Genomic DNA, 23,667 nt, shown 5'->3' with positions numbered 1-23,667 from the left:
TCGTCGGATCGAGGCAATTTTGCCCCGCTTCGACGAGAGGGGAGGTCGGGGCCTTGCCTTGACTGGGGACAAGATCCTCTTTAGACTCTTGTACCCCTAAATTTGGCGGGAATTCGTTCCTGCCATTTTGCTTTTCTTGCAAGACAATAGCGTCGCAAGACAACAGTGGAGCTAGTAGATGGCAACTATCAACCAGCTGGTACGTCAGCCGCGTAAGCGTATCGTCGAGAAATCCGACGTACCTGCGCTGCAGAACTGCCCGCAACGTCGTGGCGTATGCACCCGTGTGTATACCACCACGCCGAAAAAACCTAACTCGGCACTGCGTAAAGTATGCCGTGTGCGCCTGACCAACGGTTTCGAGGTTTCCTCGTACATCGGCGGTGAAGGCCACAACCTGCAAGAGCACAGCGTGGTACTGATCCGCGGCGGTCGTGTAAAAGACTTGCCAGGTGTTCGTTACCACACCGTACGCGGCTCCTTGGATACTTCCGGCGTTAAAGGTCGTAACCAGGGTCGTTCGAAGTACGGTACCAAGAAGCCTAAGTAGTAGCGGCTTTTTGTAAAACTGAATCATCTTATTTTCTGAGTCGATAAGAGTAAGGTCGGAGGCGTCCCGAAAGGGCACCGATTCCGAGCGAACCTGAAGACCGTTTGAGGGCTTATCCATGCCAAGAAGACGCGTAGCAGCCAAGCGCGAAGTGCTTGACGATCCAAAATACGGAAGCCAAATCCTGGCCAAGTTCATGAACCACGTGATGGAAAGCGGCAAGAAAGCCGTTGCCGAGCGTATCGTTTATGGCGCGCTGGAAAAGGTTAAAGAACGCAAGAACAGCGACCCCCTGGAAATCTTCGAGAAAGCTCTCGACGCCATCGCTCCGCTGGTCGAAGTGAAGTCGCGCCGTGTAGGCGGTGCTACTTACCAGGTTCCGGTTGAAGTTCGTCCGTCCCGTCGTAACGCTCTGGCAATGCGCTGGTTGGTAGACTTCGCCCGTAAGCGCGGCGAGAAGTCTATGGCTCTGCGTTTGGCCGGCGAACTGTTGGACGCTGCCGAAGGTAAAGGTGCTGCTGTTAAGAAGCGTGAAGACGTGCACCGTATGGCTGAAGCCAACAAAGCTTTCTCGCACTACCGCTTCTAATCTTAGCTTCACTAATTTTGCGAGGGCTTTATGGCTCGTACTACTCCGATTAGCCGCTACCGTAACATCGGTATCGTTGCTCACGTGGATGCTGGTAAAACCACCACCACCGAGCGCGTACTGTTTTACACCGGCAAAAGTCACAAAATGGGCGAGGTGCATGATGGCGCCGCGACCACAGACTGGATGGTTCAGGAGCAGGAGCGTGGTATTACCATTACTTCTGCTGCTATTACCGCCTTCTGGAAAGGTTCCGAGAAGCAGTACAAAGACGAGCACCGCTTCAACGTTATCGATACCCCGGGCCACGTAGACTTCACCATTGAAGTTGAACGTTCCCTGCGCGTACTCGACGGCGCTGTCGTTGTGTTCTGCGGTACCTCGGGTGTTGAGCCTCAGTCGGAAACCGTATGGCGTCAAGCCAACAAATACGGCGTTCCACGTCTTGTTTACGTAAACAAGATGGACCGTGCTGGCGCCAACTTCCTGCGCGTGATCGGTCAGATCAAGCAGCGTCTGGGTCACACCCCGGTGCCAATCCAGTTGGCTATCGGTTCCGAAGACAACTTCCAGGGTCAGATCGATCTGATCAACATGGAAGCCGTCTACTGGAACGATTCCGACAAAGGTATGGTTCCTGTTCGCAAGCCTATCCCTGAAGAGCTTCAGGAACTGGCTGACGAGTGGCGCAACAACATGGTTGAGGCTGCTGCCGAAGCCAGCGAAGAGCTGATGAACAAGTACCTCGAAGGTGAAGAACTCACCAACGTGGAAATCAAGGCCGCTCTGCGTCAGCGTACTATCGCTGGCGAAATCGTCCTGGCTGTTTGCGGTTCTTCCTTCAAGAACAAGGGTGTTCCCCTGGTTCTCGACGCCGTTATCGACTACCTGCCTGCCCCAACCGACATTCCTGCTATCAAGGGTTCCAACCCTGATAACGAGGAAGAAGAGATGGAGCGTCATGCAGACGACAACGAGCCGTTCTCGGCTCTGGCGTTCAAGATCGCTACCGACCCATTCGTGGGTACGTTGACCTTCGTCCGCGTTTACTCGGGCGTGTTGGCATCCGGCGACGGCGTGATCAACTCGGTCAAAGGCAAGAAAGAGCGCGTGGGTCGTATGGTGCAAATGCACGCAAACGCCCGTGAAGAGATCAAGGAAGTACGCGCTGGTGACATCGCGGCCCTGATCGGCATGAAGGACGTCACCACCGGTGAAACCTTGTGCGACGCTGCCAAGCCAATCATCCTGGTTCGCATGGACTTCCCGGAGCCGGTTATTTCGGTTGCCGTTGAGCCTAAGACCAAGGATGACCAGGAAAAAATGGGTATCGCTCTGGGCAAGCTTGCTCAGGAAGATCCATCTTTCCGCGTTAAAACTGATGAAGAGACTGGTCAAACGATCATCTCCGGCATGGGCGAGCTGCACCTGGACATCCTGGTTGACCGGATGCGCCGTGAGTTCAACGTCGAAGCCAACATCGGTAAGCCTCAGGTTTCCTATCGTGAGCGCATCACGAAGAACTGTGAAATCGAAGGCAAGTTCGTTCGTCAGTCCGGCGGTCGTGGTCAGTTCGGTCACTGCTGGATCCGTTTTGCTCCTGCTGACGAAGGTCAGGAAGGTCTGCAATTCGTGAACGAAGTAGTAGGTGGTGTGGTTCCTAAGGAATACATCCCTGCTATCCAGAAGGGCATCGAAGAGCAGATGAAGAACGGTGTTGTTGCCGGCTATCCGCTGATCGGCCTGAAAGCAACCGTTTTTGACGGTTCTTACCACGACGTCGACTCCAACGAGATGGCGTTTAAGGTGGCTGCCTCCATGGCAACCAAGCAACTGGCCCAGAAGGGCGGTGGTGAGTTGCTTGAGCCGATCATGGCGGTAGAGGTTGTTACACCTGAAGACTATATGGGTGATGTCATGGGCGACCTTAACCGTCGTCGCGGCATGATCTTGGGTATGGAAGACACGGTCTCCGGCAAAGTGATTCGCGCCGAAGTTCCGCTGGGTGAGATGTTCGGTTATGCGACCGACGTTCGTTCCATGTCCCAGGGTCGCGCAAGCTACTCTATGGAATTCAAAAAATACAACACAGCTCCGGCGCACATCGCTGAAACTGTATCCAAAAAACAAGGCTGATTCAGTCCTTTAGGCAAGGAGTTAATTGTCGTGGCTAAAGAAAAATTTGATCGTTCCCTACCTCACGTAAACGTTGGCACTATCGGCCACGTTGACCACGGTAAAACCACTCTGACCGCAGCTCTGACTCGCGTTTGCTCCGAAGTTTTCGGTTCTGCAATCGTTGATTTCGATAAGATCGACAGCGCTCCAGAAGAAAAAGCTCGTGGTATCACCATCAACACCGCGCACGTTGAGTACAACTCGACTATTCGCCACTACGCTCACGTTGACTGCCCAGGTCACGCTGACTACGTGAAGAACATGATCACCGGTGCTGCCCAGATGGACGGCGCGATCCTGGTTTGCTCGGCCGCTGATGGTCCGATGCCACAAACCCGTGAGCACATCCTGCTGTCCCGTCAGGTAGGCGTTCCGTACATCGTGGTTTTCCTGAACAAGGCTGACCTGGTAGACGACGCTGAGCTGCTGGAACTGGTTGAGATGGAAGTGCGCGATCTGCTGAGCACTTACGACTTCCCAGGCGACGACACTCCGATCATCATCGGTTCTGCTCGTATGGCTCTGGAAGGCAAAGACGACAACGAAATGGGCACCACTGCCGTTCGTAAACTGGTTGAAACTCTGGATACCTACATCCCAGAACCAGTTCGTCTGACCGACAAGCCGTTCCTGATGCCAATCGAAGACGTATTCTCCATCTCCGGTCGTGGTACTGTTGTTACCGGTCGTATCGAGCGCGGTATCGTTCGCGTTCAAGATCCGCTGGAAATCGTTGGTCTGCGTGACACCACCACCACCACCTGCACCGGTGTTGAAATGTTCCGCAAACTGCTCGACGAAGGTCGTGCTGGCGAGAACTGCGGCGTTCTGCTGCGTGGTACCAAGCGTGACGACGTTGAGCGTGGCCAGGTTCTGGTTAAGCCAGGTTCGGTTAAGCCGCACACCAAGTTCACCGCAGAAGTTTACGTTCTGAGCAAAGAAGAAGGCGGTCGTCACACTCCGTTCTTCAAAGGCTACCGTCCTCAGTTCTACTTCCGTACTACTGACGTGACTGGTAACTGCCAGCTGCCAGAAGGCGTTGAAATGGTAATGCCAGGTGATAACATCCAAATGGAAGTTACCCTGATCAAAACCATCGCAATGGAAGACGGTCTGCGCTTCGCTATTCGTGAAGGCGGCCGTACCGTTGGTGCTGGTGTTGTAGCTAAAATCATCGAGTAATCTCTACCCAGAGTTAGCTTGATGCTTTGAGAAAGGCCCCCGCTCAGCGGGGGCCTTTTTTATTGGGTTGACACCTATCTGGGGCGTCTATAGAATTGCGCCTCCTTTTAACGGGCGTATTGCGCTCGCTGGGAATAGCAGCCGGAGTCTGAAATCCAATGCAAAATCAGCAAATCCGTATCAGGTTGAAGGCTTTTGACCATCGCCTGATCGACCAATCCACCCAGGAAATCGTGGAAACCGCGAAACGTACTGGTGCTCAAGTGCGTGGTCCAATTCCACTGCCTACCCGTAAAGAGCGGTTCACCGTTCTGGTCTCCCCGCACGTCAACAAAGACGCGCGTGACCAGTACGAGATCCGTACTCATAAGCGCGTACTGGACATCGTCCAGCCAACGGATAAAACCGTTGATGCACTTATGAAGCTTGATCTGGCGGCCGGTGTGGAAGTACAGATCAGCCTCGGCTAAGACTTGGGTCTTAGTCGTGTAACGCTCTGAAATGGGCGGCCATAGCGGGTGAAAGCCCCGTACACTCATGAGGTTTACAACATGACTATTGGTGTAGTCGGTCGTAAATGCGGTATGACCCGTATTTTCACCGAAGAAGGTGTCTCCATTCCGGTCACGGTCATTGAGATCGAGCCGAATCGCGTCACCCAGTTCAAAACTGAAGAAACCGATGGCTATCGTGCAGTGCAAGTCACTGTCGGCGAGCGTCGTGCTTCGCGTGTGACTGCTGCTCAAGCAGGCCACTTCGCTAAAGCAAACGTTGCAGCTGGTCGCACCGTCATGGAGTTCCGTCTTGAAGACGGCGACTACCAGGCTGGCGATCTGATCAACGCTGAAATCTTCGCCGCTGGTCAACTGGTTGATGTAACCGGTCAGTCCAAGGGTAAAGGCTTCCAGGGTACGATCAAGCGTTGGAATTTCCGTGGTCAAGACAACACTCACGGTAACTCCGTTTCCCACCGCGTCCCGGGCTCTATTGGCCAGTGCCAGACTCCTGGTCGTGTATTCAAGGGCAAAAAAATGTCCGGTCATATGGGCGCTGAGCGCGTGACCGTGCAGTCCCTCGAAGTAGTGCGCGTCGACGCTGAACGCAATCTGTTGTTGGTCAAGGGTGCTGTTCCTGGCGCTACTGGCGGCAACCTGGTTGTACGTCCAGCGGCCAAGGCTCGCGGTTAAGGGGAAGCTGACATGCAATTAAATGTAAATGACGCTCAAGCGATCGAAGTTTCCGAACTGACATTTGGCGGCGAATTCAACGAGACGCTGGTTCACCAAGCAGTCGTGGCCTACATGGCCGGCGGCCGTCAAGGTAGCAAGCAGCAAAAGACCCGTTCCGACGTTCGTGGTGGCGGTAAGCGCCCTTGGCGTCAGAAAGGTACTGGCCGTGCTCGTGCCGGTACTATCCGTAGCCCAATCTGGCGTGGCGGCGGTACCACTTTCGCAGCTCGTCCGCAGGATCACTCGCAGAAGCTCAACAAGAAGATGTACCGCGCAGCTCTGCGCTCCATCCTTGCTGAACTCGTGCGTACTGACCGTCTGGTCGTGGTTCAGGACTTCGCTGTTGAAAGCCCGAAAACCAAAGATCTGCTGGGCAAACTGAACAACATGAGCCTGACCGACGTTTTGATCGTGTCGGAAGCTGTTGATCAGAACCTGTACCTGGCTGCTCGTAACCTGCCACACGTTGATGTACGTGACGTGCAAGGTTCCGATCCAGTTAGTCTGATCGCATACGACAAGGTGTTGATCACCGTGTCGGCCGTGAAGAAATTCGAGGAGCTGCTGGGATGAACCAGGAACGCGTATTTAAAGTTCTGCTTGGCCCGCACGTTTCCGAAAAGGCTACGGTTCTGGCTGACAAGAAAGGCCAGTTCGTTTTCAAGGTTGCAACTGACGCAACCAAGCTGGAAATCAAGAAGGCCGTCGAAAGCCTGTTCAGCGTGAAAGTAGAGCGTGTTACTACCCTGAATGTTCTGGGTAAGAGCAAGCGCACTGCTCGCGGTCTGGGCAAGCGTAATGACTGGAAGAAGGCAGTTATCTCCCTTCAGCCAGGCCAAGATCTCGATTTCAGCAGCAGTGCTGAGTAAGGAAGGGGTGCATCATGGCAATCGTTAAATGCAAACCGACTTCCCCTGGCCGCCGTTTTGTGGTCAAGGTGGTCAACCAGGAGCTGCATAAAGGCGCTCCTCACGCACCGCTGCTCGAGAAAAAATCGAAGTCTGGTGGTCGTAACAACAATGGTCGTATTACCACTCGTCACATCGGTGGTGGCCATAAGCAGCATTATCGTCTGGTCGATTTCCGTCGCAACGACAAAGATGGCATCTCTGCCACTGTCGAGCGTATCGAATACGATCCAAACCGTACTGCTCACATCGCTCTGCTGCTGTACGCAGATGGCGAGCGTCGCTACATCATCGCCCCTAAAGGCGTGAGCGCTGGCGACCAGCTGATCGCAGGTGCCTTGGCACCGATCAAGCCGGGCAACGCTCTGCAACTGCGTAACATTCCAGTTGGTAGCACCGTACACGGCATCGAATTGAAGCCAGGTAAAGGCGCGCAAATCGCTCGTTCCGCTGGTGCTTCGGCTCAGCTGATCGCTCGTGAAGGTGTCTACGTGACCCTGCGTCTGCGTTCTGGTGAGATGCGTAAAGTGCTGGCTGAATGCCGCGCGACCCTGGGCGAAGTCTCGAACTCCGAGCACAGCCTGCGTTCGCTGGGTAAAGCTGGTGCCAAACGCTGGCGTGGCGTTCGCCCAACCGTTCGTGGTGTTGCCATGAACCCGGTTGACCACCCACACGGTGGTGGTGAAGGTCGTACCTCTGGTGGTCGTCATCCGGTATCGCCATGGGGCTTCCCGACTAAGGGCGCGAAGACTCGTGGTAATAAGCGTACCGACAAAATGATCGTCCGTCGTCGCAAGTAAATAGAGGGATACGACAGTGCCACGTTCTCTGAAAAAAGGTCCTTTTATTGATCTTCACCTACTGAAGAAGATCGAAGTGGCGGCGGAAAAGAACGATCGCAAACCAGTTAAGACCTGGTCGCGTCGTTCGATGATCCTGCCACAAATGGTCGGTCTGACCATCGCAGTACACAACGGTCGTCAACACGTCCCAGTTCTCGTTAACGAAGACATGGTCGGCCACAAACTGGGCGAGTTCGCCGGTACCCGCACTTATCGTGGGCACGTGGCTGACAAGAAAGCCAAGCGTTAAGGGGTTAGGAAATGGAAGTAGCCGCTAAGTTGTCGGGCGCTCGAATCTCCGCCCAGAAAGCCCGCTTGGTCGCCGACCAGATCCGCGGGAAGAAGGTGGGCGAAGCGCTCAACCTGTTGGCTTTCAGCAGTAAGAAAGCCGCCGAGATCATGAAGAAAGTGCTGGAGTCGGCCGTAGCCAACGCCGAGCATAACGAAGGCGCAGACGTTGATGACCTGAAGGTCAGCACCGTTTTCGTCAACGAAGGGCGTTCGCTGAAGCGCATCATGCCACGTGCCAAAGGCCGTGCTGATCGCATCGTCAAGCGGTCTTGCCATATCACTGTCAAGGTTGCTGACAAGTAACGGAGTCGAAGAGATGGGTCAGAAAGTACATCCCATTGGCATTCGCCTGGGAATCGTCAAGGAGCACACCTCCGTCTGGTACGCAGACGGTCGGACTTATGCGGACTACTTGTTCGCTGATCTGAAGGTGCGTGAGTATCTCCAAGACAAACTAAAAAGCGCGTCCGTAAGCCGTATCGATATCCATCGTCCGGCCCAAACTGCACGTATCACCATCCACACCGCTCGTCCAGGTATCGTTATCGGGAAGAAAGGTGAAGATGTTGAGAAACTGCGTCAGGACCTGACCAAGCAAATGGGTGTGCCTGTGCACATCAATATCGAAGAGATCCGCAAGCCGGAGCTCGACGGTATGCTGGTTGCGCAGAGCGTAGCTCAGCAGCTGGAGCGTCGTGTAATGTTCCGTCGCGCTATGAAGCGCGCCGTACAGAACGCCATGCGCATTGGTGCCAAAGGCATCAAAATCCAAGTGAGCGGTCGTCTCGGCGGTGCTGAAATCGCACGTACTGAATGGTATCGCGAAGGTCGTGTGCCACTGCACACCCTGCGTGCCGACATCGACTATGCCAACTACGAAGCTCACACCACTTACGGTGTGATCGGTGTAAAGGTTTGGATCTTCAAAGGCGAAGTAATTGGTGGTCGCCAAGAAGAACTGAAACCACAAGCACCAGCGCCTCGTAAAAAAGCTGCTAAGTAAGGGGTACGCCAAATGTTGCAACCTAAGCGTACGAAGTTCCGCAAGCAGATGACAGGCCACAACCGTGGTCTGGCTCAGCGCGGTAGCAAAGTCAGCTTCGGCGAGTTCGCGCTGAAGTCTGTAGCTCGTGGTCGTCTCACCGCTCGTCAGATCGAGTCAGCGCGTCGTGCTCTGACCCGTCACGTAAAACGTGGCGGCAAGATCTGGATCCGTGTATTCCCGGACAAGCCGATCTCCAAGAAGCCTCTCGAGGTGCGGATGGGTAAAGGTAAGGGTAACGTGGAATACTGGGTAGCCCAGATTCAGCCAGGCAAAGTCCTGTATGAAATCGAGGGTGTTTCTGAAGAGCTGGCGCGTGAGGCTTTCGCCCTGGCTGCTGCAAAGCTGCCGCTCGCCACCTCCTTTGTTAAACGGACGGTGATGTGATGAAAGCGAATGAACTTCGTGAAAAATCCGCACAGCAGCTGAACGAGCAACTGCTCGGCTTGCTGCGCGACCAGTTCAATCTGCGCATGCAGAAAGCAACTGGCCAGTTGGGGCAGTCGCATCTGCTCTCGCAAGTTAAGCGTGACATCGCTCGCGTGAAGACTGTGCTCAACCAGCAGGCAGGTAAGTGATCATGGCTGAAGCCGAAAAGACTGTCCGTACGCTGACTGGCCGTGTTGTCAGCGACAAGATGGACAAAACCATCACCGTACTGATCGAGCGTCGCGTTAAGCACCCGATCTACGGTAAATATGTTAAGCGTTCGACTAAGCTGCACGCGCACGACGAAACCAATCAGTGCCACATCGGCGACAAGGTCACTATTCGTGAAACTCGTCCGCTGGCCAAGACCAAGTCTTGGGCACTGGTTGATGTTCTCGAACGCGCTGTGGAAGTCTAAGGACTAGGGGTCGGAGAAATTATATGATTCAGACTCAATCCATGCTCGATGTGGCCGATAACAGCGGCGCTCGCCGTGTTATGTGCATCAAGGTGCTGGGTGGCTCCCATCGTCGTTACGCTGGTATCGGTGACATCATCAAAGTTACCGTCAAGGAAGCAATTCCCCGCGGTAAAGTGAAAAAAGGCCAAGTGATGACTGCTGTTGTAGTCCGCACTCGTCACGGCGTACGTCGTGCTGATGGCTCCATTATCCGCTTTGATGGCAACGCTGCTGTTCTTCTGAACAACAAGCAAGAGCCGATCGGCACCCGTATCTTTGGGCCAGTGACCCGTGAACTTCGTACTGAGAAGTTCATGAAGATCGTCTCGCTCGCCCCAGAAGTGCTGTAAGGAGATCCGACATGCAAAAGATTCGTCGTGACGACGAGATCATCGTGATCGCCGGCAAAGACAAAGGTAAGCGCGGTAAGGTGCTGAAGGTTCTCGCTGATGACCGTCTGGTCGTTGGTGGTCTGAACCTGGTCAAGCGTCATACCAAGCCTAACCCGATGTCGGGCGTACAGGGCGGTATCGTCGAGAAAGAAGCGCCACTGCACGCTTCTAACGTCGCCATCTTCAACGGCGAAACCAACAAGGCTGACCGCGTTGGTTTCAAAGTAGAAGACGGTAAGAAAATTCGTGTCTTCAAGTCGACCCAAAAAGCGGTTGATGCTTGAACACTGCTAGGTAGATAAGACCATGGCACGACTACAAGAGATTTACCGGAAGGAAATCGCCCCCAAGCTTAAGGAAGAACTTAAGCTCGGGAACGTGATGGAAGTTCCGCGCGTCACCAAAATCACCCTGAACATGGGTCTGGGCGAAGCGATCGGCGACAAAAAAGTCATCGAGCACGCTGTTGCTGACCTGGAAAAGATCACCGGCCAGAAAGTCGTTGTGACCTACGCTCGCAAATCCATCGCTGGCTTTAAAGTCCGTGAAGGTTGGCCGATCGGCGTCAAAGTGACCCTGCGCCGTGAGCGTATGTATGAATTCCTGGATCGTCTGCTGTCGATCTCCCTGCCTCGGGTTCGCGACTTCCGCGGCCTGAATGCCAAGTCCTTCGATGGTCGTGGTAACTACAGCATGGGCGTGAAAGAGCAGATCATCTTCCCGGAAATCGACTACGACAAGATCGATGCTCTCCGCGGTCTGGACATCACCCTGACCACCACTGCCAAGAACGATGATGAAGGTCGCGCCCTGTTGCGTGCTTTCAAATTCCCGTTCCGCAACTGATTGGAGTAGGACCATGGCCAAGATGAGCATGAAAAACCGCGAGCTGAAGCGTCAGCTCACGGTTGCCAAGTACGCCAAGAAGCGTGCAGCACTGAAAGCAATCATCGTTGATCTGAACGCAAGTCCAGAAGCGCGTTGGGAAGCTACAGTAGCTCTGCAGAAGCAGCCACGTGACGCAAGCGCTTCGCGCATGCGTAACCGCTGCCGCCTGACCGGTCGTCCACACGGCGTTTACCGCAAGTTCGGCCTCGGCCGTAACAAACTGCGTGAAGCGGCAATGCGTGGTGACGTACCAGGTCTGGTTAAAGCCAGCTGGTAAGTACTTTCAGCGTCCAGGTGGTTGTCATCGCAAGATAACGACCACCGGTGACCTTGAATCTGGAACAAGCCCCTTTTGGGGCTTGTTTCATTTCCGGAGTGTGTCTAAAATACGCGGCTCGCCTGAGCCCGTGTTTTTTACCCGGAGATTCTCGGCGACATGTGTAGCCGAAAGGCTAATTTTTTTGTATTAGGAGCGTCTAGCCCATGAGTATGCAGGACCCGTTAGCGGACATGCTAACTCGTATCCGTAATGCCCAGATGGCTGAAAAGTCCGTCGTAAGCATGCCATCTTCCAAGTTGAAGGTAGCTGTTGCCAAAGTCCTGAAAGACGAAGGCTACATTGCGGGTTATCAGATCAGCAGCGATGTTAAAGCACTGCTGTCCATCGAGCTGAAGTACTTCGAAGGCCGTTCGGTCATCGAGGAAGTGAAGCGCGTTAGCCGTCCAGGCCTGCGTCAGTACAAGTCCGCTGAAGATCTGCCGAAAGTTCGTGGCGGTCTGGGCGTGTCTATCGTCTCCACCAACAAAGGTGTGATGACGGATCGTGCTGCGCGCGCTGCCGGTGTCGGCGGCGAAGTTCTTTGCACTGTGTTCTAAGGGGGGATAAGCATGTCTCGCGTCGCTAAGAACCCCGTTAAGCTGCCAGCCGGTGTCGAAGTCAAATTCGCAGGCCAACAGCTTTCGGTGAAGGGTGCCAAGGGTACTCTTGAACTGAACATCCATTCGTCCGTTGAGATCGTTGAAGAAGCTGGTGAGCTGCGTTTCGCTGCTCGCAATGGCGATCAACAAACTCGCGCAATGGCCGGTACCACGCGTGCGTTGGTAAACAACATGGTCCAAGGCGTAAGCCAAGGCTTCGAGCGTAAGCTCCAGCTGGTCGGTGTTGGTTACAAAGCGCAAGCAAAAGGCACGGTTTTGAACCTGGCCCTTGGCTTCTCGCACCCTGTGGATTACGAACTGCCAGCGGGCATCACTGCTGAGACCCCTAGCCAGACCGATATCCTGATCAAGGGCATCGACAAGCAGCTGGTAGGTCAAGTGGCCGCTGAGATCCGCGACTTCCGTCCACCAGAGCCGTACAAAGGCAAAGGTGTGCGCTACGCGGACGAAGTCGTCCGTCGTAAAGAAGCCAAGAAGAAGTAGGGCATAGCAAATGACCGACAAAAAAGTTACTCGACTGCGTCGCGCTCGCAAAGCACGCCTGAAAATGCACGAACTCGAAGTCGTGCGTCTCTGCGTGTTCCGCTCGTCGCAGCACATCTACGCCCAGGTCATCTCGGCCGACGGCAACAAAGTCCTGGCAAGCGCCTCGACTTTGGATAAAGAACTGCGTGATGGTGCCACTGGCAACATCGACGCGGCCACAAAGGTTGGCCAGCTGGTCGCTACGCGTGCTAAGGCCGCTGGCGTCTCGCAAGTGGCTTTCGACCGCTCTGGCTTCAAGTACCACGGTCGCGTGAAAGCGCTGGCTGATGCTGCTCGTGAAGCTGGGCTGGAGTTCTAAGTTATGTCAAATAACGACCAAAAGCGCGACGAAGGCTACATTGAGAAGCTGGTTCAAGTTAACCGCGTAGCCAAAACCGTTAAAGGCGGCCGTATCTTCACTTTCACCGCGTTGACCGTGGTAGGTGATGGTAAAGGGCGTGTTGGCTTCGGCCGTGGCAAGTCGCGTGAAGTGCCTGCTGCGATCCAGAAGGCAATGGAAGCTGCTCGTCGCAACATGATCCAAGTTGATCTGAACGGCACCACTCTGCAGTACGCAATGAAGTCCGCCCATGGCGCTTCGAAGGTGTACATGCAGCCTGCTTCTGAAGGTACCGGTATCATCGCTGGCGGCGCTATGCGTGCTGTCCTCGAAGTTGCTGGCGTTCAGAACGTTCTGGCCAAGTGCTACGGCTCGACTAACCCGGTAAACGTGGTTCACGCCACTTTCAAAGGTTTGAAAGCTATGCAATCTCCTGAGTCCATCGCTGCGAAGCGTGGTCTGACTGTCAAGGAGATCTTCTGATCATGGCTACCGTTAAAGTAACGCTGATCAAAAGCATGACCGGCCGCATCCCTAACCACAAACTGTGTGTTAAAGGTTTGGGTCTGCGTCGCATCGGTCACACTGTAGAAGTCCAGGATACTCCCGAGAATCGCGGGATGATCAACAAGGCTTACTACATGCTGCGTGTAGAGGGTTAATCGATGAAACTCAATGATCTGAGTCCAGCGCCGGGTTCCCGTCGCGAAAAGCATCGTCCGGGCCGTGGTATCGGTAGCGGTTTGGGTAAGACTGGTGGCCGTGGCCACAAAGGTCAAACCTCCCGTTCCGGTGGCACCATTGCTCCAGGCTTTGAAGGCGGTCAACAGCCGCTGCATCGTCGCCTGCCTAAGTTCGGTTTCGTATCCCTGAAAGCCATGGACCGCGCAGAAGTGCGTCTGTCCGAGCTGGCCAAAGTGGAAGGCGACATCGTTACTGTGCAGACCCTGAAAGATGCCAACGTGATCAACGTCAACGTACAGCGTGTGAAAATCATGCTGTCCGGTGAAGTGACTCGCGCTGTCACTATCGGCAAGGGAATCGGCGCCACCAAAGGTGCGCGTTCGGCTATCGAAGCAGCTGGCGGCAAGTTCGAGGAATAAATGGCTAAGCAAGGTGCTCTCTCAGCGCTCGGCAAAGGCGGTATGTCTGAACTTTGGGCTCGTCTGCGTTTTCTGTTCCTGGCGATTATCGTCTACCGAATAGGCGCACACATCCCGGTTCCAGGTATCAACCCGGACCGACTCGCAGACCTGTTTCGACAGAATGAGGGGACCATTCTTAGCTTGTTCAACATGTTTTCCGGCGGCGCGCTGGAACGGATGAGCATTTTTGCACTGGGGATCATGCCGTACATCTCGGCATCGATCATCATGCAACTGATGACCGCCGTCAGCCCGCAGCTGGAGCAGTTGAAGAAGGAAGGTGAAGCTGGCCGTCGCAAGATTAGCCAGTACACCCGCTACGGCACTGTCGTCCTCGCCCTGGTTCAAGCTATCGGCATGTCCGTTGGCCTGGCAGGGCAGGGCGTTGCGTTCACTGGTGACTTTGGCTTCCATTTCGTCGCGGTATCCACTTTTGTGGCTGGTGCGATGTTCATGATGTGGCTGGGTGAGCAGATTACTGAGCGTGGTGTTGGCAACGGTATCTCGATGTTGATTTTCGCGGGTATCGTTGCCGGTCTTCCGAGAGCAATCGGGCAGTCTTTCGAGTCTGCGCGTCAGGGTGATATCAATATCTTCGCCCTGGTTGCTATCGGTTTGCTGGCAGTAGCGATTATCGGTTTTGTGGTGTTCATTGAGCGTGGCCAGCGTCGTATTGCTGTTCACTACGCCAAGCGTCAGCAGGGCCGCAAGGTTTTTGCTGCGCAGACCAGCCACTTGCCGCTGAAAGTGAATATGGCCGGTGTTATTCCGGCAATTTTCGCGAGCAGCATTTTGCTGTTCCCGGCTTCGTTGGGTACCTGGTTTGGTCAGTCTGAAAATATGGGCTGGCTGCAGGACCTCTCTCAGTCGATCGCTCCTGGTCAGCCGTTGAATATTCTGCTGTTTAGTGCAGGGATTATTTTCTTCTGCTTCTTCTATACGGCGTTGATGTTCAATCCGAAAGACGTAGCGGAAAACCTGAAGAAGTCCGGTGCCTTTATTCCGGGCATCCGTCCAGGTGAGCAGTCTGCGCGCTACATTGATGGCGTTCTGACTCGTTTGACCCTGTTCGGTGCTCTATATATGACGGCCGTGTGCTTGCTGCCCCAGTTCCTGGTGGTTGCAGCAAACGTTCCGTTCTACCTTGGCGGGACCTCGTTGCTGATCGTCGTCGTGGTTGTGATGGACTTCATGTCCCAAGTACAATCGCACCTCGTTTCGCACCAGTACGAATCCCTGATGAAGAAAGCCAACCTGAAGGGCTACGGCAGCGGCATGTTGCGCTGAGTACCCCATAAGGTTCGAGGAGTTGGTGATGAAAGTTCGTGCATCGGTGAAAAAGCTGTGCCGTAACTGCAAGATTATTCGCCGCGAAGGTGTTGTTCGAGTAATTTGCAGCGCGGAACCGCGTCACAAACAGCGCCAAGGCTGAGTGTGATCCGCTTGAAGCCCGGCAGCTAGTGCGCTGCCGGGTTGATTATTTGTTATTACAGCGATATTATCTCGCGCCCTATTTCTTGGCTTCCGGGGCGTAGGTAGCTGTCAATTGGAGTCCCACTGAATGGCCCGTATTGCAGGCGTTAACATTCCAGATAACAAGCACACTGTTATCTCGCTGACCTACATCTATGGTGTTGGTCGCACTACTGCGCAGAAAATTTGCGCAGTTGCTGGGGTAAACCCAGCTGCTAAGATCAAGGATCTGAGCGACGAGCAGATTGAACAGCTGCGTGGCGAAGTGGCGAAGTTCACCACTGAAGGTGACCTGCGTCGCGAAATCAACATGAAAATCAAGCGTTTGATGGACCTCGGTTGCTATCGCGGTCTGCGTCATCGTCGTGGTCTTCCAGTACGCGGTCAGCGTACCAAGACTAACGCGCGTACCCGTAAAGGTCCGCGTAAGCCGATCCGCAAGTAATCGCCCCAGCGAATCGACAGGAAAATTATCATGGCAAAACCTGCTGCTCGTCCTCGTAAAAAAGTTAAAAAGACAGTGGTTGATGGCATCGCCCACATCCATGCTTCTTTTAACAACACCATCGTGACCATCACCGACCGTCAAGGTAACGCGCTGTCTTGGGCTACCTCTGGTGGTTCGGGTTTCCGCGGTTCCCGCAAGTCCACCCCGTTTGCTGCTCAAGTAGCTGCTGAACGTGCTGGTCAAGCTGCGCTGGAATATGGCCTGAAAAACCTCGACGTTAACGTCAAAGGTCCAGGTCCAGGTCGTGAGTCTGCTGTCCGTGCTTTGAACGGCTGTGGCTATAAGATCGCCAGCATCACCGACGTGACGCCAATCCCGCACAACGGGTGCCGTCCGCCGAAGAAGCGCCGCGTGTAATCCAGGAGATTGTAAAGAATGGCTCGTTACATTGGTCCAAAATGCAAACTCGCTCGTCGCGAAGGCACCGATCTCTTCCTGAAGAGCGGCGTGCGCGCGATCGAATCGAAGTGCAACATTGAAGCAGCACCTGGTATCCACGGCCAACGCCGCGGTCGCCAGTCCGATTACGGCACCCAACTGCGTGAAAAGCAGAAGGTCCGTCGTATCTACGGCGTTCTCGAGCGTCAGTTCAGCGGCTACTACAAAGAAGCTGCTGGCAAGAAAGGTGCAACCGGTGAAAACCTGCTGCAACTGCTCGAATGCCGTCTGGACAACGTTGTATACCGTATGGGCTTTGGTTCGACTCGTGCCGAATCCCGTCAGCTGGTATCGCACAAGTCGATCAGCGTTAACGGTCAGACCGTAAACGTTCCGTCCTACCAGGTTCGTGCTGGTGACGTGGTCGCAGTTCGCGAGAAAGCTAAAAACCAACTTCGCATTGTCCAAGCTCTCGATCTGTGTGCCCAACGTGGCCGCGTAGAATGGGTAGAAGTAGACACTGAGAAGAAGTCGGGCGTTTTCAAGAACGTTCCAGCTCGCAGTGATCTGTCCGCCGACATCAACGAAAGCCTGATTGTCGAGCTCTACTCCAAGTAAGGGCTAGAAAATAGGTGCATCCATGCAGATTTCGGTAAATGAGTTCCTGACACCCCGCCACATTGATGTGCAGGTTGTCAGTCCAACCCGCGCCAAGATCACTCTCGAGCCTCTCGAGCGTGGTTTTGGCCACACCCTGGGCAACGCGCTGCGCCGCATCCTGTTGTCCTCAATGCCCGGCTGTGCAGTAGTCGAGGCCGAGATTGACGGTGTGCTCCACGAGTACAGCGCCATCGAAGGTGTACAGGAAGACGTAATTGAAATCCTGTTGAACCTTAAAGGTCTGGCTATCAAGCTGCACGGCCGTGACGAAGTTACGCTGACCTTGTCGAAGAAGGGTTCGGGGGTGGTTACCGCTGCCGATATTCAGCTGGATCATGATGTCGAGATCGTTAACCCCGATCACGTAATCGCTAACCTGGCGTCTAACGGCGCCCTGAACATGAAGCTCACCGTAGCTCGTGGTCGTGGTTATGAACCGGCCGACTCGCGTCAGAGCGATGAAGACGAAAGCCGCAGCATTGGTCGCTTGCAGCTTGACTCTTCGTTCAGCCCGGTTCGCCGTATCGCATACGTGGTGGAAAACGCCCGTGTCGAGCAGCGTACTAACCTGGACAAGCTGGTTATTGATCTGGAAACCAACGGTACTCTGGATCCTGAAGAGGCTATTCGCCGCGCTGCAACCATCCTGCAACAGCAGTTGGCTGCGTTCGTCGACCTCAAAGGTGACAGCGAACCAGTGGTAATCGAGCAGGAAGACGAGATCGATCCGATCCTGCTTCGCCCGGTTGACGATCTGGAACTGACTGTACGTTCGGCTAACTGCCTTAAGGCGGAAAACATTTACTACATCGGCGACCTGATTCAGCGTACCGAAGTAGAACTGTTGAAGACTCCGAACCTGGGCAAGAAATCCTTGACTGAAATCAAGGACGTTCTGGCCTCCCGCGGTCTGTCCCTCGGCATGCGCCTCGACAACTGGCCGCCTGCAAGTCTTAAGAAGGACGACAAGGCGACTGCCTGATCGTCGTAATCACCGAACGTGAGTTTGGTAAGGAATGAACCATGCGTCATCGTAAAAGTGGTCGTCACCTGAGCCGTACCAGCTCGCACCGCAAGGCCATGTTCCAGAACATGGCGGTGTCGCTGTTCGAGCACGAGCTGATCAAAACTACACTGCCGAAAGCTAAAGAACTGCGTCGCGTTGCTGAGCCGCTGATCACTTTGGCCAAGACAGACAGCCTGGCTAACCGCCGTCTGGCTTTCGACCGTACTCGTTCGAAAGCTATCGTTGGTAAGCTCTTCAACGACCTGGGCAAGCGTTACGCTACCCGTGAGGGTGGCTACCTGCGCATCCTCAAGTGCGGTTTCCGCGCTGGCGACAACGCGCCTATGGCGTACGTCGAGTTGGTTGATCGTGCTACTGCCGGCGAAGCTGTAAGCGCCGAGTAAGACGTCAAGCTGCAACGAAGAACCGGGCCTAGTGCCCGGTTTTTTGTGCGCGTGTGAAAAAGCGGTTTTTGTACAAGCTTCTCTCAGAATCAAATCGCACTATGGGTGCGGGCGTCTCGTTAGTAATTTTCTATTGACCCTTACGATTTAATGAATTTGTAGGCGTCACATTGATGATCGATACTCCCCCCAAGCCGATTAGCCGGCAGTTCCAAGCCCGACCTGAGGAATATGCACATGAGCCAAAACAAAATTCTGACCACCGCCAGTGGCGCGCCTGTGGCCGACAATCAGAACTCCCGATCCGCCGGTCCACGCGGCCCGCTGTTACTCGATGATTTCCATTTGATCGAGAAGCTTGCTCACTTCAACCGTGAAAACATTCCGGAACGTCGTGTGCACGCCAAGGGCTCAGGCGCTTACGGCACCTTCACGGTCACGCAAGACATTACGCAATACACCAGTGCCAAGTTGTTCGACGCCATCGGTAAGCAAACCCCAACCTTCCTGCGCTTCTCCACCGTAGGCGGTGAGCGTGGTTCGGCGGACACCGAGCGTGATCCACGCGGTTTTGCCCTGAAGTTTTATACGGAAGAAGGCAACTGGGACATCGTAGGTAATAACACGCCGGTGTTCTTCATTCGCGACCCGTTGAAATTCCCAGACTTCATCCATACCCAGAAGCGCCTGCCGCAAAGCAATTTGAAAAGCGCGCAGATGATGTGGGATTTCTGGTCGCACTCCCCAGAGGCGTTGCACCAGGTCACCATTCTGTTTTCGGACCGAGGCATTCCAGATGGCTATCGCCACATGCACGGCTTTGGCAGCCACACTTACAGCCTGATCAATGCTCAGGGCGAGCGTCATTGGGTCAAGTGGCACTACAAAACCAACCAGGGCATCAAGAACCTCGCACCGGCTGAAGCGGCGCGGCTGGCCGGTACCGACCCTGACTACGCTCAGCGTGACCTGTTTGGTGCCATCGAGCGCGGTGATTTTCCGAAATGGCGCGTGTGCATCCAGATCATGACCGAAGCCCAGGCTAATGCTCATTATGAAAATCCTTTCGACGTCACCAAAACCTGGTCGCAGAAAGAGTTTCCGTTGATCGAAGTCGGCGAGTTGGAACTCAACCGTAATCCACAGAACTACTTCGCTGAAGTTGAGCAAGCCGCGTTCGGCCCGAGCAATATGGTTCCTGGTGTTGGATTGTCTCCTGACCGCATGCTGCAAGGCCGTGTATTCGCGTACGCAGATGCTCACCGCTACCGTGTGGGTACCAACCACCAGCAATTGCCAGTAAACGCCCCACGCAGTCCGGTAAAAAGCTACCAGCGTGACGGTTCGATGGCATTCGGCAGCAACGGTGGTGCAACGCCTAACTACGAGCCTAACAGCTACAGTGATGCACCGAAGCAAGCGCCGCAATACGCCGAACCCGCACTGGCCCTGAGCGGCGCGGCTGATCGTTACGATCACCGCGAAGACACCGACTACTACAGCCACGCCGGTGCACTGTTCCGTCTGATGAGCGACGAGCAAAGAGCGCTGCTCGTCAGCAACATTGCCGGTGCAATGGCCGGTGTCAGCAGCGATGTTGTGCAGCGCCAACTCGGCCACTTCTACAAGGCAGACGCTGCGTATGGAGAAGCAATTGCAAAGGCACTGGGTGTATCGCTTAACTGACTCTAAACGATAAGCAGAACCGCCCTCATTTGGGCGGTTTTTGCGTTATTTCAGCCACTTTTCTCAGGAAATCTTCACTATTCTGCCGTTGATCCCGTGACCTCCGAGTCATCATGGTTCAAACTACAGACTTTCAAGCAGGGAGATGTAGGGCGATGCAAGGTCACCCCGACGTAATCGATTACCTCAACACGTTGCTGACGGGCGAACTGGCAGCTCGTGACCAATATTTCATCCATTCGCGCATGTACGAAGATTGGGGCTTCACTGAGCTCTACGAACGTATCAATCACGAGATGGAAGAAGAGGCACAGCACGCCGACGCACTGATGCGCCGTATCCTGATGCTCGAAGGCACGCCGCGCATGCGTCCCGACGACCTGGATGTGGGCGCGACAGTCCCTGACATGCTCGCTGCCGACCTGCGCCTCGAGTACAAGGTCCGCGCCGCACTCTGCAAGGGCATTGAGCTCTGCGAGCAGCACAGTGACTATGTCACTCGCGAGATCCTGCGCGTGCAGTTGAACGACACCGAAGAAGATCACACCTACTGGCTGGAAAAGCAGTTGGGCCTGATCAAGCTGATCGGCCTGGAGAATTACCTGCAATCGCAGTTCTGATTTCCGGCTACGAAAAAGCCCCTGTCACCGTAAAGTGACAGGGGCTTTTCATTGGGCCGGAAAAAGTCAGGCCCGGTCGCGCTCCAGCAATGGTTTCAAGTAGTAACCGGTATGGGACTGCGACATTTCCGAGACCTGCTCCGGCGTTCCCACCGCAATGATCTGGCCACCCTTGGAGCCGCCTTCCGGCCCCAGGTCCACCAGCCAGTCGGCGGTCTTGATCACGTCCAGGTTGTGCTCGATCACCACGACGGTGTTGCCGTGGTCGCGCAGACGGTGCAGCACGTCCAGCAACTGCTGGATATCCGCGAAGTGCAGGCCGGTGGTCGGCTCATCAAGGATATACAGGGTCTTGCCGGTATCGCGCTTGGACAGCTCGCGCGACAGCTTGACCCGCTGCGCTTCACCACCGGACAGGGTGGTCGCCGATTGTCCCAGCTTGATATACGACAGGCCCACGTCCATCAGCGTTTGCAGCTTGCGCGCCAGTGCCGGCACCGCATCGAAGAACACCCGGGCTTCCTCGATGGTCATCTCGAGGGTTTCGTGGATGCTCTTGCCCTTGTATTTGATCTCAAGGGTTTCGCGGTTGTAACGCTTGCTCTTGCACACGTCGCACGGCACATAGATGTCCGGCAGGAAGTGCATCTCCACCTTGATCAAGCCGTCGCCCTGGCACGCCTCGCAGCGTCCGCCCTTGACGTTGAACGAGAACCGACCCGGCCCGTAGCCCCGTGAGCGAGACTCTGGCACGCCGGCAAACAACTCGCGAATCGGCGTGAACAGCCCGGTGTAGGTTGCCGGGTTGGAGCGCGGTGTGCGGCCAATCGGACTCTGGTCGATATCGACGACCTTATCCAGATGCTCAAGGCCCTTGATGCTGTCGTGGGCCGCCGCTTCCAGGGTGGTCGCGCCGTTCAAGGCCGTGGCACTCAAGGGGAACAGTGTGTTGTTGATCAGCGTCGACTTGCCCGAACCGGAAACACCGGTCACGCAGGTCAGCAAGCCAATCGGAATCTCCAGGTCGACGTTGCGCAAGTTGTTGCCGCGAGCGCCCTTGAGGTGCAATGCCAGCTTTTTGTTGCGCGGCGTGCGCTTGGCCGGAACCTCGATCTTCACGCGGCCGGACAAGTACTTGCCGGTCAATGAGTCGGGATGGGCCATGACTTCCGCCGGCGTGCCCTCGGCAACAATATGGCCACCGTGGACGCCTGCGCCCGGGCCGATGTCGACTACATAATCCGCCAGGCGAATTGCGTCTTCATCGTGCTCGACCACAATCACCGTGTTGCCGATATCGCGCAGGTGCTTCAACGTCCCCAGGAGGCGGTCGTTGTCACGCTGGTGCAAGCCAATCGATGGTTCATCGAGGATGTACAACACGCCGACAAGCCCTGCGCCAATCTGGCTGGCCAGGCGAATGCGCTGCGCCTCGCCACCGGAGAGGGTGTCTGCGCTGCGATCCAGCGACAGATAGTCCAGGCCAACGTTGACCAGGAACTGCAGCCGCTCGCGAATTTCCTTGAGGATCTTGTCGGCGATTTCGCCACGACGCCCTGTCAGCTTGAGCACACCGAAGTACTCACAGGCGTCGCCAATCGGCAGGTTGGTCACGGCCGGCAATGTTTTCTCGCCCACCCACACATGCCGCGCCTCGCGACGCAGGCGCGTGCCACGGCAATCCGGGCAGGGTTGGGTGCTGAGGAATTTTGCCAGTTCTTCGCGCACGCTGGCCGATTCGGTCTCGCGGTAGCGACGTTCCAGGTTCGGCACAATGCCTTCGAACGGGTGGGAGCGTTTGACGATATCGCCACGGTCGTTCAAATACTTGAAGTCGACATTCTGCGAGCCGCTGCCATGCAGGATGACCTTCTGCTGCTCGGCCGGCAGCTGGTTGAAGGGCACCTCCAGGCTGAACTTGTAGTGCGAGGCCAACGACCCGAGCATCTGGAAGTAATAGACGTTACGCCTGTCCCAGCCGCGTATCGCGCCCTCGGCCAGCGTCAGTTCGCCGTTGACCAGGCGCTTGATGTCGAAGAACTGCTTGACCCCTAGGCCATCGCAGGTCGGGCAGGCACCGGCCGGGTTGTTGAAGGAGAAAAGCTTGGGTTCCAGCTCGCTGATGGCGTGGCCACAGATCGGGCAGGCAAAGCGCGCAGAGAAGATAATCTCCTCGCCCGGCTCATCGTCCATCGGCGCGACCAGGGCAATACCGTCCGCCAGTTTCAGCGCGGTCTCGAACGATTCGGCCAGGCGTTGCTGGAGATCGGCGCGCACTTTGAAACGGTCGACGACCACGTCAATCGAATGCTTCTTCTGCTTGTCGAGTTTCGGCGCTTCATCCAGCTCATAGAGCTTGCCGTTGATGCGTGCGCGCACAAAACCTTGCGCACGCAGCTCCTCGAAGACGGAGAGATGTTCACCCTTGCGCTCGCGAATCACCGGCGCCAGCAACATCAGCTTGGCGCCCTCCGGCTGGGCCAGCACCAGGTCGACCATCTGGCTGACGGTCTGGGCTTCCAGGGGGATATCGTGGTCGGGGCAGCGGGGAATACCGACACGCGCATACAGCAGGCGCAGGTAGTCGTAGATTTCGGTAATGGTGCCCACGGTGGAGCGCGGATTGTGGGAGGTGGACTTCTGCTCGATGGAAATAGCTGGCGACAGGCCTTCAATGGTGTCGACGTCTGGTTTTTCCATCATCGACAGGAATTGGCGGGCATAGGCCGACAGCGATTCCACATAACGGCGCTGGCCTTCGGCGTACAACGTATCGAACGCCAGGGACGATTTGCCGGAGCCGGACAGGCCGGTGATGACGATCAGTTTGTCCCGGGGCAGGGTCAGGTCGATGTTCTTCAGGTTGTGGGTTCTAGCCCCACGAATCAGGATCTTGTCCAAGATGGCCTCGCACGGCGGGCGTAAATAATGCCGGAGTATACGGCTTAAGACTGGATGAATATACACTGTCAAAAGGCCGCTTGCAGCCTTACATGAAAGCTG

35 protein-coding genes are annotated in these 23,667 nt (G+C 55.4%); 34 read left to right on the top strand and 1 reads right to left on the bottom strand.

Annotated elements, in window-relative coordinates; genetic code table 11:
• Window positions 1-178 precede the first annotated feature (178 nt).
• The 34 genes from rpsL to bfr all read left to right on the top strand — a co-directional run bounded on the left by rpsL (window position 179) and on the right by bfr (window position 20,664).
• Window positions 179-550 carry a 30S ribosomal protein S12 gene (rpsL, locus tag CQ041_RS16700; protein WP_002555494.1) on the top strand — a complete coding sequence of 124 codons (372 nt, stop codon included), beginning with the start codon at window positions 179-181 and terminating at the stop codon, window positions 548-550.
• Between the two features lie 118 nt (window positions 551-668).
• The gene (rpsG, locus tag CQ041_RS16695; RefSeq protein ID WP_002555493.1) at window positions 669-1,139 is read left to right on the top strand and encodes a 30S ribosomal protein S7; all 471 of its coding nucleotides are present in this window, start codon (window positions 669-671) and stop codon (window positions 1,137-1,139) included.
• 30 nt (window positions 1,140-1,169) lie between these two features.
• Window positions 1,170-3,275 (top strand): elongation factor G, encoded by a 2,106-nt coding sequence (gene fusA, locus CQ041_RS16690; protein ID WP_003194651.1) that lies wholly within the window; start codon window positions 1,170-1,172, stop codon window positions 3,273-3,275.
• Window positions 3,276-3,305: 30 nt separating this feature from the next.
• Window positions 3,306-4,499 carry an elongation factor Tu gene (tuf, locus tag CQ041_RS16685; RefSeq protein ID WP_105523497.1) on the top strand — a complete coding sequence of 398 codons (1,194 nt, stop codon included), beginning with the start codon at window positions 3,306-3,308 and terminating at the stop codon, window positions 4,497-4,499.
• Window positions 4,500-4,657: 158 nt separating this feature from the next.
• Window positions 4,658-4,969: a 30S ribosomal protein S10 gene (rpsJ, locus tag CQ041_RS16680; RefSeq protein ID WP_003186070.1), complete on the top strand. Its 312-nt coding sequence runs from the start codon at window positions 4,658-4,660 to the stop codon at window positions 4,967-4,969.
• 81 nt (window positions 4,970-5,050) lie between these two features.
• On the top strand, window positions 5,051-5,686 hold the full coding sequence (gene rplC, locus CQ041_RS16675) for a 50S ribosomal protein L3 (protein WP_003194649.1): 636 nt from the start codon (window positions 5,051-5,053) through the stop codon (window positions 5,684-5,686).
• A gap of 12 nt (window positions 5,687-5,698) precedes the next feature.
• Window positions 5,699-6,301 (top strand): 50S ribosomal protein L4, encoded by a 603-nt coding sequence (gene rplD / locus CQ041_RS16670; protein WP_003176424.1) that lies wholly within the window; start codon window positions 5,699-5,701, stop codon window positions 6,299-6,301.
• Window positions 6,298-6,597 (top strand): 50S ribosomal protein L23, encoded by a 300-nt coding sequence (gene rplW, locus CQ041_RS16665; RefSeq protein ID WP_002555488.1) that lies wholly within the window; start codon window positions 6,298-6,300, stop codon window positions 6,595-6,597. The genes rplD and rplW overlap by 4 nt, the downstream gene beginning before the upstream one ends.
• Window positions 6,598-6,611: 14 nt before the next feature.
• The gene (gene rplB / locus CQ041_RS16660; protein ID WP_008053874.1) at window positions 6,612-7,436 is read left to right on the top strand and encodes a 50S ribosomal protein L2; all 825 of its coding nucleotides are present in this window, start codon (window positions 6,612-6,614) and stop codon (window positions 7,434-7,436) included.
• A 16-nt stretch (window positions 7,437-7,452) separates the two neighbouring features.
• Window positions 7,453-7,728 carry a 30S ribosomal protein S19 gene (rpsS, locus tag CQ041_RS16655; protein ID WP_002555486.1) on the top strand — a complete coding sequence of 92 codons (276 nt, stop codon included), beginning with the start codon at window positions 7,453-7,455 and terminating at the stop codon, window positions 7,726-7,728.
• A gap of 11 nt (window positions 7,729-7,739) precedes the next feature.
• The gene (gene rplV / locus CQ041_RS16650; RefSeq protein ID WP_003103908.1) at window positions 7,740-8,072 is read left to right on the top strand and encodes a 50S ribosomal protein L22; all 333 of its coding nucleotides are present in this window, start codon (window positions 7,740-7,742) and stop codon (window positions 8,070-8,072) included.
• A gap of 13 nt (window positions 8,073-8,085) precedes the next feature.
• Window positions 8,086-8,772 (top strand): 30S ribosomal protein S3, encoded by a 687-nt coding sequence (rpsC, locus tag CQ041_RS16645; RefSeq protein ID WP_003176422.1) that lies wholly within the window; start codon window positions 8,086-8,088, stop codon window positions 8,770-8,772.
• A gap of 12 nt (window positions 8,773-8,784) precedes the next feature.
• Entirely contained in the window at window positions 8,785-9,198 is a 414-nt protein-coding gene (rplP, locus tag CQ041_RS16640) for a 50S ribosomal protein L16 (RefSeq protein WP_003176421.1), read from the top strand.
• Window positions 9,198-9,389 (top strand): 50S ribosomal protein L29, encoded by a 192-nt coding sequence (gene rpmC / locus CQ041_RS16635; protein ID WP_002555481.1) that lies wholly within the window; start codon window positions 9,198-9,200, stop codon window positions 9,387-9,389. Before rplP ends, rpmC begins: the two co-directional genes overlap by 1 nt.
• 2 nt (window positions 9,390-9,391) lie before the next feature.
• Window positions 9,392-9,658, top strand: coding sequence for a 30S ribosomal protein S17 (gene rpsQ, locus CQ041_RS16630; protein ID WP_003176419.1), 267 nt, complete (start codon window positions 9,392-9,394; stop codon window positions 9,656-9,658).
• A 23-nt stretch (window positions 9,659-9,681) separates the two neighbouring features.
• Window positions 9,682-10,050 (top strand): 50S ribosomal protein L14, encoded by a 369-nt coding sequence (gene rplN / locus CQ041_RS16625; RefSeq protein ID WP_002555479.1) that lies wholly within the window; start codon window positions 9,682-9,684, stop codon window positions 10,048-10,050.
• Window positions 10,051-10,061: 11 nt separating this feature from the next.
• Window positions 10,062-10,376, top strand: coding sequence for a 50S ribosomal protein L24 (rplX, locus tag CQ041_RS16620; RefSeq protein ID WP_007896770.1), 315 nt, complete (start codon window positions 10,062-10,064; stop codon window positions 10,374-10,376).
• A 22-nt stretch (window positions 10,377-10,398) separates the two neighbouring features.
• Entirely contained in the window at window positions 10,399-10,938 is a 540-nt protein-coding gene (gene rplE, locus CQ041_RS16615) for a 50S ribosomal protein L5 (protein ID WP_003194642.1), read from the top strand.
• 13 nt (window positions 10,939-10,951) lie between these two features.
• Complete coding sequence (rpsN, locus tag CQ041_RS16610) at window positions 10,952-11,257, top strand: 30S ribosomal protein S14 (protein WP_003176414.1); 306 nt, start codon at window positions 10,952-10,954, stop codon at window positions 11,255-11,257.
• 206 nt (window positions 11,258-11,463) lie between these two features.
• Window positions 11,464-11,856, top strand: a complete 393-nt coding sequence (gene rpsH / locus CQ041_RS16605) for a 30S ribosomal protein S8 (RefSeq protein ID WP_010206883.1) — start codon at window positions 11,464-11,466, stop codon at window positions 11,854-11,856.
• A gap of 12 nt (window positions 11,857-11,868) precedes the next feature.
• Window positions 11,869-12,402, top strand: a complete 534-nt coding sequence (rplF, locus tag CQ041_RS16600; RefSeq protein WP_003194640.1) for a 50S ribosomal protein L6 — start codon at window positions 11,869-11,871, stop codon at window positions 12,400-12,402.
• Window positions 12,403-12,412: 10 nt separating this feature from the next.
• On the top strand, window positions 12,413-12,763 hold the full coding sequence (rplR, locus tag CQ041_RS16595) for a 50S ribosomal protein L18 (protein ID WP_003186037.1): 351 nt from the start codon (window positions 12,413-12,415) through the stop codon (window positions 12,761-12,763).
• 3 nt (window positions 12,764-12,766) lie between these two features.
• Entirely contained in the window at window positions 12,767-13,267 is a 501-nt protein-coding gene (gene rpsE, locus CQ041_RS16590) for a 30S ribosomal protein S5 (protein WP_003176409.1), read from the top strand.
• Window positions 13,268-13,269: 2 nt separating this feature from the next.
• Complete coding sequence (rpmD, locus tag CQ041_RS16585) at window positions 13,270-13,446, top strand: 50S ribosomal protein L30 (RefSeq protein WP_003176408.1); 177 nt, start codon at window positions 13,270-13,272, stop codon at window positions 13,444-13,446.
• Between the two features lie 3 nt (window positions 13,447-13,449).
• Complete coding sequence (rplO, locus tag CQ041_RS16580) at window positions 13,450-13,887, top strand: 50S ribosomal protein L15 (RefSeq protein WP_003176407.1); 438 nt, start codon at window positions 13,450-13,452, stop codon at window positions 13,885-13,887.
• Window positions 13,888-15,216 (top strand): preprotein translocase subunit SecY, encoded by a 1,329-nt coding sequence (gene secY / locus CQ041_RS16575; protein WP_003194637.1) that lies wholly within the window; start codon window positions 13,888-13,890, stop codon window positions 15,214-15,216.
• 28 nt (window positions 15,217-15,244) lie between these two features.
• Window positions 15,245-15,361, top strand: coding sequence for a 50S ribosomal protein L36 (rpmJ, locus tag CQ041_RS16570; protein ID WP_002555468.1), 117 nt, complete (start codon window positions 15,245-15,247; stop codon window positions 15,359-15,361).
• Between the two features lie 129 nt (window positions 15,362-15,490).
• A complete protein-coding gene (rpsM, locus tag CQ041_RS16565) occupies window positions 15,491-15,847 on the top strand; it encodes a 30S ribosomal protein S13 (RefSeq protein ID WP_003194635.1) in 357 nt (118 codons plus the stop codon).
• Window positions 15,848-15,877: 30 nt separating this feature from the next.
• Window positions 15,878-16,267, top strand: coding sequence for a 30S ribosomal protein S11 (gene rpsK / locus CQ041_RS16560; protein ID WP_002555466.1), 390 nt, complete (start codon window positions 15,878-15,880; stop codon window positions 16,265-16,267).
• Window positions 16,268-16,285: 18 nt separating this feature from the next.
• Window positions 16,286-16,906: a 30S ribosomal protein S4 gene (gene rpsD / locus CQ041_RS16555; RefSeq protein WP_003176404.1), complete on the top strand. Its 621-nt coding sequence runs from the start codon at window positions 16,286-16,288 to the stop codon at window positions 16,904-16,906.
• A gap of 22 nt (window positions 16,907-16,928) precedes the next feature.
• On the top strand, window positions 16,929-17,930 hold the full coding sequence (rpoA, locus tag CQ041_RS16550) for a DNA-directed RNA polymerase subunit alpha (protein WP_003176403.1): 1,002 nt from the start codon (window positions 16,929-16,931) through the stop codon (window positions 17,928-17,930).
• Window positions 17,931-17,971: 41 nt separating this feature from the next.
• Complete coding sequence (rplQ, locus tag CQ041_RS16545; RefSeq protein ID WP_003176402.1) at window positions 17,972-18,358, top strand: 50S ribosomal protein L17; 387 nt, start codon at window positions 17,972-17,974, stop codon at window positions 18,356-18,358.
• A gap of 237 nt (window positions 18,359-18,595) precedes the next feature.
• Entirely contained in the window at window positions 18,596-20,044 is a 1,449-nt protein-coding gene (locus tag CQ041_RS16540; protein WP_105523496.1) for a catalase, read from the top strand.
• Window positions 20,045-20,199: 155 nt separating this feature from the next.
• Complete coding sequence (bfr, locus tag CQ041_RS16535) at window positions 20,200-20,664, top strand: bacterioferritin (RefSeq protein ID WP_105523495.1); 465 nt, start codon at window positions 20,200-20,202, stop codon at window positions 20,662-20,664.
• A 66-nt stretch (window positions 20,665-20,730) separates the two neighbouring features.
• On the opposite strand, the gene uvrA is transcribed toward bfr, so the two are convergent.
• A complete protein-coding gene (gene uvrA / locus CQ041_RS16530) occupies window positions 20,731-23,565 on the bottom strand; it encodes an excinuclease ABC subunit UvrA (RefSeq protein ID WP_105523494.1) in 2,835 nt (944 codons plus the stop codon).
• Window positions 23,566-23,667: the final 102 nt, after the last annotated feature.

Origin of the sequence: Pseudomonas sp. MYb60 (assembly GCF_002979555.1) — a bacterium.
Lineage (GTDB): Bacteria > Pseudomonadota > Gammaproteobacteria > Pseudomonadales > Pseudomonadaceae > Aquipseudomonas.
This window is presented reverse-complemented; position numbering and strand designations above follow the sequence as displayed.